Source organism: Halopseudomonas aestusnigri (assembly GCF_002197985.1).
Lineage (GTDB): Bacteria > Pseudomonadota > Gammaproteobacteria > Pseudomonadales > Pseudomonadaceae > Halopseudomonas > Halopseudomonas aestusnigri.
Genome location: NZ_NBYK01000019.1, coordinates 1 through 11,311 on the forward strand (window position 1 = coordinate 1; position 11,311 = coordinate 11,311).

9 protein-coding genes are annotated in these 11,311 nt (G+C 59.6%); 5 read left to right on the forward strand and 4 right to left on the reverse strand.

Features of this window, described 5'->3' with window-relative positions:
- The 3 genes from B7O88_RS16910 to B7O88_RS16920 form a co-directional block, all read left to right on the forward strand.
- Positions 1-1,618 (forward strand): putative Ig domain-containing protein (locus tag B7O88_RS16910; RefSeq protein ID WP_140418601.1); only part of this gene is annotated, 1,618 nt, incomplete at its 5' end.
- A 9-nt stretch (positions 1,619-1,627) separates the two neighbouring features.
- Positions 1,628-2,974 carry an efflux RND transporter periplasmic adaptor subunit gene (locus B7O88_RS16915; RefSeq protein WP_088277844.1) on the forward strand — a complete coding sequence of 449 codons (1,347 nt, stop codon included), beginning with the start codon at positions 1,628-1,630 and terminating at the stop codon, positions 2,972-2,974.
- Complete coding sequence (locus tag B7O88_RS16920) at positions 2,968-5,079, forward strand: HlyD family efflux transporter periplasmic adaptor subunit (RefSeq protein WP_200818421.1); 2,112 nt, start codon at positions 2,968-2,970, stop codon at positions 5,077-5,079. The genes B7O88_RS16915 and B7O88_RS16920 overlap by 7 nt, the downstream gene beginning before the upstream one ends.
- A gap of 103 nt (positions 5,080-5,182) precedes the next feature.
- Here B7O88_RS16920 and B7O88_RS16925 read toward each other — a convergent pair whose 3' ends face one another.
- The 4 genes from B7O88_RS16925 to B7O88_RS16940 all read right to left on the reverse strand — a co-directional run bounded on the left by B7O88_RS16925 (position 5,183) and on the right by B7O88_RS16940 (position 8,561).
- Positions 5,183-6,505: an amidohydrolase gene (locus B7O88_RS16925; RefSeq protein ID WP_088277846.1), complete on the reverse strand. Its 1,323-nt coding sequence runs from the start codon at positions 6,503-6,505 to the stop codon at positions 5,183-5,185.
- A complete protein-coding gene (locus B7O88_RS16930) occupies positions 6,441-7,088 on the reverse strand; it encodes a helix-turn-helix domain-containing protein (RefSeq protein WP_088277848.1) in 648 nt (215 codons plus the stop codon). The genes B7O88_RS16925 and B7O88_RS16930 overlap by 65 nt, the downstream gene beginning before the upstream one ends.
- On the reverse strand, positions 7,088-7,540 hold the full coding sequence (locus tag B7O88_RS16935) for an AraC family transcriptional regulator ligand-binding domain-containing protein (RefSeq protein WP_088277850.1): 453 nt from the start codon (positions 7,538-7,540) through the stop codon (positions 7,088-7,090). The genes B7O88_RS16930 and B7O88_RS16935 overlap by 1 nt, the downstream gene beginning before the upstream one ends.
- A gap of 100 nt (positions 7,541-7,640) precedes the next feature.
- Positions 7,641-8,561: an MBL fold metallo-hydrolase gene (locus B7O88_RS16940; protein WP_088277852.1), complete on the reverse strand. Its 921-nt coding sequence runs from the start codon at positions 8,559-8,561 to the stop codon at positions 7,641-7,643.
- A gap of 333 nt (positions 8,562-8,894) precedes the next feature.
- On the opposite strand from B7O88_RS16940, the gene B7O88_RS16945 reads away from it, so the two are divergent.
- Both B7O88_RS16945 and B7O88_RS18020 read left to right on the forward strand, forming a co-directional pair.
- A complete protein-coding gene (locus tag B7O88_RS16945; RefSeq protein ID WP_088277854.1) occupies positions 8,895-11,036 on the forward strand; it encodes a TonB-dependent receptor family protein in 2,142 nt (713 codons plus the stop codon).
- A gap of 105 nt (positions 11,037-11,141) precedes the next feature.
- On the forward strand, positions 11,142-11,303 hold the full coding sequence (locus B7O88_RS18020) for a hypothetical protein (RefSeq protein ID WP_160003151.1): 162 nt from the start codon (positions 11,142-11,144) through the stop codon (positions 11,301-11,303).
- Positions 11,304-11,311: the final 8 nt, after the last annotated feature.

An 11,311-nucleotide genomic window follows, 5' to 3' on the forward strand; every position in this document is an offset into this window, starting at 1 on the left:
TACCGTTGATGACGGCCAGGGCGGCACCGCGACCCAGGATGTGACTGTTACCCTGACCGGCAGCAACGATGCGCCGCAGGTCACTGTTGACGCGCCTGAGGGCTTTACCGAAGCGGGTGATGCTACCGCCCAGGATCTGGTGCAGTCCGGCGAGGTGCACTTTGCGGATGTCGATCTGACGGACACGATCGACGTCAGCTTTGAGTCGAATGACGATATCACCTGGAGCCGCGCGGATGACAGTGTCGTAGGTACGCTGCCTGCAGGGCTGGCTCAGGCGCTGGTTGACGCATTCAGTACCGGTGCCACCGGGCTTGATAATGAAGGTAGCATTGGCTGGACGTACGATATTCGTGGCCTTGATCTGGATTTCCTCAATGCAGGAGATGAAATCAGCTTCAGCTACACCGTGACAGTAGCAGACAGTCAGGGAGCGACTGATCAGGCTGTTGTGAACTTCCGGATCCTTGGCACCAACGATGCCCCAGAGGTCACCGCGCGCGAGCTGAGCCGTGAGGAAACCACTGTGCAGCTGGGCGACCGCTATGCGCTCGAAGTGGACAGTCTGTTCTCCGACAAGGACTCGACGCTAAGCAGAGAGGACCTGGACTTCAGCATCAGCGGACTGCCGCGCGGGCTGGTTTACAACCCGGAGACCGGCTCGATCTCAGGTTCGCCGCGCGAGCCAGGTGTATTCGAGGTTCAGGTAACGGCAATTGATGCTGAGGGTGCCACCGTCTCCAGAGTGTTCGAGCTGACGGTGACTGCCGTGCCTAACGAAGCTCCTGCCAATCCGGGTCCGGGCAGCACTCCGCCCGCGGCGCCCGATAGTGACTCCCAGCCGGTTGAACTCCCGCAGTCGGGTATGCCAGATGGGCTTGTCAGCGAGAGCGGCGACACGCGTGACCCGCTGGATTCCAGTGGCTTTATGCCGTCGTCCGGCCTTGGCTTCGAAAGTGTTGTTGAAGATGCCATTGGTGAAGGTAGCGAGCCGTCTGATGATCTGCAGGGTGCGGGCAACGGTAGCGAAGGTTCATCCGAGCAGGTCATTCTGTCCGAGCCGGGCGCCATTGTGGTTCAGGTCAGAAATACCGATGGGTCAACGACCGTTCGCGCATCGGTTGACGTCAATGTAAACGAGGCAGGTCAGGTAGAGTTCAGCCAGGTTCAGCAGGATGCATTCGATGTTGTTTCTCTGGTGGTAACCAGCATCCAGAGCAATTCCGAAGGGCAGGTGGTGATCGCGATTCAGGACACCAGCACCAACGGTGGTTCCCAGCGATACGGCGGAACGCTGTCGAGTGGTGAACAGCTCCCCGGCTGGATTCAGCTGGATCCAACCACTGGGTCGGTCACCATCAGCAATCCGCCTGCTGGTCAGAAAGAGGTCAGTATCCGGGTTCAGGCGATCGGCTCCGACGGGCAGATTCGCGTGCTTGAGCTCAAGCTTGACCTTGAGGAGCTGTTCAAGCGGGCGGCCGGCGCTGATGCGGAAGCTGCGGAGCCTGTCGACGTCGAGTCAACGGGATTCATTCCGCTGAATGACCAGTTGGCTGCGGAGATCGCGGCGCGTGACCACTATGGCAGCCGACTCGTGTCGATGCTCCAGTCAGTTTAAGGGGTATTGGTGAGCGATACTGTCGCGGCCCTTTTGGGGCTTGAACAGCAACTGCGCAAGGCTGAAAGCCTTGCGCAGTTGTTTTATACATTGGTCAATCAGACACATACCTGCGTGCCTTACACCCAGAGCGTTTTGCTGGTCGGTGAGCGCATTCAGCGGCCGCATGTCGTTGCCGCGTCTGATTTGCCTACTGTTGATTACACCTCACCCTACATCGCCTGGGTTGAGCAATTGGCGCGTTTTGTAAATGGACAGGGGAGCCCGGAGAATCAGACCCAGCTGAGGCCGGCTGATCTGAGCGCGGACCTTGCCAACGAATGGCGAGAGCTTGGCCTTCCTGACCATATCCTTTGGCAACCGCTGCGGATCGAGGCCAGAAATGGCGAGGTCGCAGGCGTTTTGCTTCTTCTGCGAGACAAAAACTGGAGCGAGGCCGAGCAGAGTGTGCTGCAGCATCTGGCGGGGAGTGCCGGGCACGCGCTCTTTGCGCTGCGTCGCGGTCAGCAGTTCACTCGTTTGAAAAGCAATCTGCAGCACCGCAAGGTGTGGCTGGCCAGCCTGTTGGCGGTTCTGCTGATAATGCTGCTACCGGTGCGCCTGAGTACCCTGGCGCCGGTTGAAGTGGTACCGAAGTCTCCCCATGTTGTTGCAGCCCCCCTGGAAGGGGTGGTCAGGCAGGTAGCGGTAAAGCCCAATCAGCAGGTGCGCCCGGGCGACGTGCTGATCGAGCTTGAGCAAAGTGAGCTTGCCAGCAAGGAGGCGGTTGCCAGGCAGGCGTTATCCGTTGCCGAGGCCGAGTTGAAAACGGTTCAGCAGGGCGGCTTTCTGGATCCCACGCAGAAAGCCAGGCTCGCCGAGCTGGAAGCGCAGGTTCGTTTGAGACAGGCCGAGTGGCAGTTTGCCCGGGATCAGCTGGAACGCTCGGTGATAACGGCTGACCGGCCGGGTGTTGCGGTACTCGACAACCCGGATGACTGGAAGGGCCGGCCTGTGAGGGTAGGGGAACGGATTATGCAGGTTGCGGATCCGACCCAGGTGGAGTTCAGAATCATGCTGCCGGTCAAGGATTCGATTTCCCTGGTATCGGGATCGGAGGTAAGGGTTTTTCTCGACAATGATCCTCTGCATGCCTGGTCGGCACAGCTGAGTGAGTCCGGTTACGAACCACAGACGACGCCGGATCAGCAGCTGGCCTACCGTCTGATCGCACAGCTCAGCGAGTCTGAGCGGCAGGCAGAGCCTCCCCGTGTTGGCCTGCGTGGTACCGCCAAGGTGTACGGTGAGAAGGTGAGCATCTTCTTCTACCTGTTTCGCCGCCCCATTACCTCGGTTCGGCAGTGGCTGGGATGGTAGAGTTCAGGCTACCTGCACTCAGGCAGGACCTGAAGCTGCTGCCGGGAGGGCATGACGAAGATGGTGCGCCACGTTATCTGCTGCATGATCGAGTGCGTAACCGTTATTTCACCCTGTCGATAGACGCCCTGGCGCTGATTCGCCACTGGCAGCCAGGCCGCACGCTGGAAGAGATGCATGCATTTCTGCAGGCCCGAGGGCTGGATCATGCGGTCGAGGAGATTCGCGCGTTTTCCGATTTTCTGATTGCAAACAACCTGGTGCTTGCCCGCAGCAACGGCGCCAGTGACGCTTTTTATCGTCAACAGCAGGGCAGCCGGCCCAGTGTCTTGCAATGGTTACTGCATAACTATCTGTTTATTCGAATCCCGCTGTTTCGGCCTGACAACTGGCTGAATAAAGTCGGTCCGAAGCTGTCATGGCTGCTCGGCAGTACTGCACATCGGATCGTTATGGTTCTCGGAGTCCTGGGCGGCCTGCTGGTGCTGCGCCAATGGGACGAGTTCAGTGCGACTTTTCTTTACTTCTTCAGCCTGGAAGGGTTTCTGCTTTACGGTCTGACGCTGGTGCTGGTCAAGAGTGCCCATGAATTGGGGCATGCGCTGGTATCGCAAAGACTGGGTTGCAGAGTGGCATCCATGGGCGTCGCATTCCTGGTGATGTTTCCAGTGCTGTATACCGATACCACGGATGCCTGGAAGCTGCAGTCCCGTCGTGATCGCCTGCGTATTGTCACTGCTGGCGTCCGAACAGAGCTTTATCTCGCGCTCATTGCCACGTTTCTGTGGGGTGTCCTGCCGGATGGTTCGCTGCGCAGTGCCGCGTTTTTTATTGCGACTACCAGTTGGGTTACCTCTGTCCTGGTCAACATCAGTCCGTTTATGCGGTTTGACGGGTACTACGCGTTTTCCGACTTGATTGGGGTAGAGAACCTTCAGCAGCGTGCGTTCGAACTCGGACGCTGGCGGTTGCGTCGCTGGCTATGGGGGCTCAATGATCCGCTGCCGGAGCCGATGCCCCGTCGACGCGCACGGCTGCTGATCCTCTATGCCTGGGGCACATGGCTGTACCGCTTTTTCCTGTTCCTGGGTATTGCTCTGCTGGTGTATCACTTTTTCTTCAAGGTGCTTGGCATCTTTCTATTCATTGTCGAGGTGCTCTGGTTCATCGTCATGCCCATATTCAAGGAAGTACGTACGTGGCGAGAGCGTCGCGCTGATTTTCACTGGACAGGCTGGCGATTGGTCGGGTGGGCACTGCCATTGCTGGCGCTAGTCTGGATGTTGCTGCCCTTGTCGGTTGATGTTCGGCTGCCATCCGTCTTGCGTGCTCAGCAGGTGCAAGCGCTGTTTGCGTCGGAGCCGGCTCAGGTAGTGGCGGTTCACGTGCAGTCCGGCGATCAGGTGACGGCGGGTCAGGTACTTGTGCAATTGCAGTCGCCGGAACTCAGGCAGCAAGTGCAGGAAACGCTGGAACAGCTTCAGCTGGTTCGCCTGAAGCTCTCTCGTCAGTCGACTTTTCGTGATGACCAGGTCGCTCAGGCGGTCAACCTTGAGCGTCTGCAGCAGTTGAATGAGCAGTTGGCCGGGTTGCGCCAGCGGGAGGCGAAGCTGGTCGTCAGGGCTCCGATCAACGGTTTTGTCGGCGCCATGGCAAGCCTGTCTGACAACCAGTGGATCGGACGCGATGAGCCGATTCTTACACTGGTCAACAGTGACCAACTGATCATTGAAGGATTGGTAAACGAGCGTTATCTGACCTCTCTTGAGCACGGGCAGGTCGGTGTATTTGTCGCATCCTCGGGTGAGGGCGAGCGAATACCTGTGCGGGTTGCACAAATCGATATCAGCGCTGTTCCGGCGTTGCCCTACGCAGAGCTCGGCTCTGACGCGGGCGGCCCTATCGCGGCACGACTCAAGGATGACCGGCTGATACCGGAAGCCGCACATTATCGCGTTGAAATGACGCTTGAAGGCCCTGTACCCGAGGCTCTTCGACAGAAAAGGGAGGTCGGCGTGGCCGTCATTGAAGGCAAGCCACGTAGTGCATTGCTGCATCAGTTGCAGCGTCTGATGGCGCTGTTCATCAGAGAGTCCGGATTCTGAAGCGATGAGTTCCGCGCGTCAGTACTGGTCAAAGATGATCAACGCCTGCTTGGACTGGTCAAGTATGCCTGGCTCGGATAAGCCGGCGCCGCGCGGTAACCGATCAGTTGCCGAGTTTCGATTGCTGCAGATAGTCGGTCGCCAGCATGCTCAGCGTTCGTATGCCGGTCACCAGCGCGGCGTCGTCAACCATGAACCCGGGGGAATGATTCGGCGCGGCCTTGCCCATCTGCTCCATTGGCGTTACACCCAAAAAGACAAACAGGCCCGGTGCTTGGTTGGCATAGAACGAGAAGTCTTCCGAGCCGGTAACCATTGGCGATACCATCACGCGATCCTGCGCTGCTCGGCGCAGGGTCGGCACCATGCGCTCGGTCAGCTCGGGGTTGTTGGTGGTGGTCAGGTAGCTGTCGATGATTTTTACCTCGGCGCTGGCTCCTGCCGCCTCCGCGATTCCCTTGGCAGTGCGCTCGACTCGCTCATTGACCTGCTGCTGTACGTCATCGCCAAAGGTACGTACGGTACCGGTCATGACCACTTCTTCCGGAATGATGTTGTGACGCGTGCCGCCGTTGATGGTGCCGATGGTGACCACTGCCGGGGCGGGCATGATATTGGTTTGTCGGCTGACGACGGTCTGCAGTCCGTTGATGATCTGCGCACTGGTCGTGATCGGATCGACACCATCCCAGGGTTGCGCTCCGTGGGTTTGCTTGCCCTGAACGCGGATATGCAAGTCGCCGGAACTGGCCATCACCGGGCCGCTGCGATAGCCGATCAGGCCGGTAGGCATGGCAGAGCTGACGTGCAACCCAAAGACGGCATCTACCTGCGGATTCTTCATCACACCCGCTTCCACCATTTGTCGGGCACCGAAGTGACGCTCGCCGTCGTAGGCGTAGTTGCTAGGCCCCTCTTCAGCAGGCTGAAAGATGAACTTTACGCTGCCAGGCAGCTCATCCTTTACGCTGGCCAGTAACTCGGCGGTCGCCATCAGGATGGCAACATGGGCGTCATGGCCACAGGCGTGCATGACGGGGCGTTCCTCGCCCAGGTACTGTTGGCGTACTTCAGACGCGAATGGCAGGCCGGTTGCCTCCAGCACAGGCAAGGCATCCATGTCGGCGCGCAAGGCGACCACCGGCCCTGGCTTGCCGCCGTTCAGCAGTCCGACGACCCCAGTCGTACCAACACCAGTCTGTACTTCCATGCCAAGCCGTCGCAGGTGTTCTGCTACCAGCGCAGCAGTGCGATATTCCTGGTTGCCCAGTTCCGGATGCTGATGAATATCCTGGCGCCAGGCAATGGCTTTGGGCTGCATAGCCTCGGCGCCGTGCATCAAGCGCTCGTCGAGAGCGCTGTCAGCAGCGTTGGCTGTCAGAGCCAGGGGTAGAAACAGTGCACAGAGCAGTGGGTTGCGGCGCATGGATAAGGTCTCTTGTTATGGTGGTTTCGGAAATAAGACGTGAGCGCAGTTGAGCAGGCGAGCAGTTGAACCAAAGACGAAACTGTCGATAAAACTGACTGGTCTGGCGATAGCCGAGTAAAAGCGCGAGGGTGTCGTCGGCGTGCTCGGTGCGCAAATACTCCAGACACAGCTGTTGGCGAACTCTGGCAAGTAGTGTGCTGAATGGTTGTTGTTCGGCGGTCAGTCTGCGCTGCAGGGTACGAGGCGCTACCGCCAGCAGGCTGGCGCAGCGAGAAATTTGGGTGTCACCGCGGGGCAGCAGCGCGGCCATCAGCAACTGCACGGACTCACTCCAGCGGTGGTCAACACTGGAGCGAATCAATTGACGCTCCCTACGTGCAAGGCGCGCGATATTGGGCTTCGGGGTATTCAGAGCACGGGCCAGTTCCAGCGCAGCAAAGCGGAGTTCAAGGCGTTGCGGGCCTGTGAGATTAGCCACTGGGAGACGTAACAGGCGTCGGCAGACCGTTCGCGCCTCTTCAGACAAACCGGCGAGGGCTGCGCTGGCCTGCTGAAGACCCAGCCCCTGGCAGGTGCGCATTACCGCATAAACACCGCAAGCAATTGCTGTTCGCTGGCTTGGGCCGCAGGGTTGGCCGTTACGACGATACTAGCCAGGCCGCCGTGTTGCTTCAGGGCCAAACTGGCCAGATCGCTGTTTTGCTGGATATAGCGCCTGCTCAGATTTATCGCATCACGCAAGGTACGGGCGTTTCCGAGATAGGTGCCCGCGAGGAAGGTTTGGGTATAGTTCAGATGGCTGAAGGCACGAACCAATAGCCAAGGTTCTTGCTGTTCCTCGGCCAGCTCTGTCACCAATTGACGGACGGCTGCCAGCGGCACTCGTTGCGTCTTGGGCCAAACCGCCAACTGGTTACGTTGCAGCGCTGCTTCCAGGCTGCTGACCGGCACCACGGCACGCAGGCCCTTGATGATTTTTTCGAGGTGCTCGCTGGAAGCGCTGGGCGCAGGCCTTGCCATGGTGTTGATCAACCGTGCTGCTGTTGGATGTGCCCAGTGTCGCGAGCCCACTGCCACCATACAAGTGCGAATCACGCCATCCTGCACGCGGACTCTCGATGGCTGACTCTGTTCAGGCCAGTTGATAGCGCCCGTCGTATTCGACTAGCCGGCCATCAGCCAACAGCTCGGCCAGATGCTGGCTGATGGTTCTCCGCTCAGCACCTTCAACCCAGGCGGCGTCGTAACCCGGCGGGTAGAGCAGACGCTCTTGCACCAGTTCCTCCAGCGTGCGGGGGCCGCTCTTCAGCATGTTGCAGAGCTTCTGTTCGCGCTCGTCAAGCTTGCCCGTGAAGGTCGCAAGATCACGCAGAAAGTGCGCGCGGTCGGTGTAGATGCCGCGATGGTGCGAGGTGACCCAAACCTTGGCGGGGAGCTGTGCGACCGCCGCCAGGCTGCGCCGAAAGTCCGCAAGGTTGGAGCAGGCGTCGCCGTAGTAGGGGCCGAAGCCGGTCAGGTCGATATCACCGATAAACAGAACATCTTCGGGCTCGATCAGCAGGGCGCAATGGCCCGCGGTGTGGCCGGGCAGGTGGAAGGCGGTGATACGGTTGCTGCCCAGATCCCAGACTGCACCGTCCTCATAGCCAATGGCGTCCGGGCGCGGGGTGTAATGGAATTTGCGCTCAAAGTTGGCGCGCATTTCGGCGGCCTGGCGCGGATCCATGTTGCCGTATGCCGCCATCATGCCGTCCCAGTTCTGCACGGTGGGCAAGTCGTTGATATGAGCATGGACCGGCACATTGGGCAGCCGGTGCAGGCCAGCTATGTGATCTTCATGTACATGCCCGAGCACCACCAGTTCGGTTTCGTCGAAGGCGGTACCGATATGGTTGGAAACCAGCGGGGTATCGAACGCGGCGCGTACTTCGCTGCCGCGAATCAGGATCTGGTTACCGTCCGGGTACTTGCCGCTGCGCTCGCCGAAGTAGACGGAGACACGACCGAAGCTGCGATGGCTGACGGGGTGCTTGGCGTGTTCTTGAGCAGGCATACGGGTGTCCATTATGTGCGCGGCAAAGGCGGGCGTTTGTTGTTGGACGTCCTTGTTACGGCAAGCAGCAGCGCCGCGTCAAGTTTGCGGGCGCTGGTAGCCTGGAAGAGCTGTCTCGCGAAGGGTCGTCTGAACGCCCGGATGAGCGTTCACCGCTCTAGGTTGAGGCTCGTGTCAGAATCATGTTCTGCTCTCGGTAATGGCGCTTATCAGCAGGCGCATTAATCCTTGTCGAGCCGGCAGGGTGTGCTGGATGCGCCTTGGTTGTTCGCGCCGGGGAAACCAGTAAAATGCGCTGTTCGCACTTTCCTCGTCTGTTGCTGGAGTTGCTGCATGCCTAACCTGTTAACCCCGCCGGCGCGTCTGGCGCCGTTGTGTCTTGCCTGCCTGCTGGGCTCGCCTGCGTTTGCATTGGCAAACCAGCTCACCGAACTGGATGCCGTCACGGTAACCGGTGAAACTGTTGATGAGGTTGCCAAGGCCCGTGAAGCACTGAGCGAGGTGCCCGGTGGCACCAACGTAGTCGACATGCAGCAGGTCGAGCAGGGGCGAGTGGCCGGTGTGGCCGATGTGCTGGCCTATCAGCCGGGTGTTTACGCCCAGTCGCCGGGTAACGAAGGTGTCAAGATCAGCATTCGTGGTTCCGGCATCAACCGTGGGCCGGGTGCGCATGCCTCCGGTAACCACATCCTGCTGGATGGTTTGCCGCTGACCGGCTCGGGCGGTACGCCCTATGAACTGCTCGAACCGCTGTGGCTCAGTCGCGCCGAGGTGCTGCGCGGTGCCAACGGCTTTGAGCGCGGTGCGCTGGCACTGGGCGGGGCGGTCGATTACATCACCCGCAGCGGCTTTGATGCGCCGCGTCTGCAGTTGCGCATGGAGGCGGGCAGCGACGGTTACCTCAAGCGCCACATCGCATCCGGTCAGGTGATCGGTGATCTGGATTACTACATTGGCGTGACTGATCTGCACTATGACGGTCAGCAGGATCATGCTGCCGGCAGTGGCAAGGGTGTGGTTGCCAACGTCGGCCTGCAACTGACACCGGATCTGGAAACCCGTTTCTACCTGCGTTATCGCGAGACCGAACACCAGACGCCGGGCCGCCTGACGCAGTCGCAGATCAACGACGACCCGACCCAGGCCAACCCGGCCAACATTGCCCGTGACGCCAAGCGCGAGCAGCCGGGCAGCACCTGGCTGGCCAACAAGACCACGCTGCGCCTGGACGACGTAAGTACGCTGGAAATGGGGCTGGTTTATCACCATTACCCGATGGACCTGATGGAAAGCCCGTACCGCATCCGGGTGGACTACAGCGACATCAGTGCGACGTTGAACTACCAGCGCGAACACGAGCTGTTTGGACTGAATTCGAATACCACCGTCGGCTGGCGGACGACTACCAATTTGCCCAGCAGCGATTCGAAGGAAACCGCCTACGAAACTCTGGTTCCTGACCGAGTTAATAACCCGTCGATTTCCTATCCCATCGGCACCCTGATGCGCGAGTACACCCATCAGGGCTCGGACAACGTATTGCATGTCAGCAACGAATTGGAGCTGACTCCACGCCTGTGGTTGAGCAGCGGACTGGCATTGATCTACACCCAGCGCGAGGTAGAGGTCACCTGGCCGGAGACCAACGAGCGGCTGGATGAAGGTACCTGGGACTACGCGCCGCGTCTGGGGCTGCGTTATCAGCTGGCGTCCGGCACCGAGGTGTACGGCAACTTGTCCCGTTCGGTTGAGCCGCCGCACCCGTGGTCGATGATCTGGGGCTCACCGACGCGCTTCCCTGTCAGCACCAATCCCTGGAGCTACCGCCAAAGCACGCCAATCAGCCTGGATAACCAGACCGCGACGACCTTTGAGGTGGGCGCGCGGGGGGATTCGGTTGTCGGTCTGTGGGATCTGGCCTGGTACTACTCGCGGGTCAATCACGAACTGCTGACCATCGAGATCGAGCCCAACATCTTTGCCGAGTCAAATGCCAGCGCGACCGTGCATCAGGGTATCGAGGCGGGATTGACCAGCACCCTCTGGCAGGGTGACGAACTGGGCGCGTTGGCGCTGCGTCAGGCGTATACCTTCAGTGATTTCCACTACCGTGATGACGACACCTTTGGCAGTAATGCGCTGCCGGGGCTGCCGCGCCATTACTACCAGGGTGAGCTGCGCTATCAGCATCCGGTGGGTATCTATGTGGGGCTGAATACCCAGTATGCGTCTAAAGTGCCGGTGGATTACGCCAACTCGTGGAATGCCGATACCTACACCATTTTTGGCGCCACATTGGGCTACGATGCGCCCAAGGGTGACTGGCAGGCGTGGCTGGACCTGCGCAATCTGACTGATGAACACTACGCTGCGACCGTGACTCCCGGGTACAACGACAATGGTTTGGAAGCTGCGCGCCTGACGCCCGGTGAAGGCTTTGGGGTTTACACGGGGGTGTCCTGGAACTGGCTATAACCCGCCGGCTGAGCTGTTGACCGCTCATCGAGTCGGCTGGAACCTGACGCTGGGTTTGCTTGACTGAATTAACAGGTACACGTCGATTCAGTCAGGAGGCACGCCATGTCATTTGATCAACAGCACCCGGGAGAGAATAACCTGCCGCATTCACCGCTACCTGAGCTTGAACCGCCGCACAGCCGTTGGGAAGGCCCGCTGGAGGGTGAGGAACTCAATGAGCTGGATGCGGGCGATTTCTGTCATCGGCTGCGTGAAGACGATTAAGCTGGAAA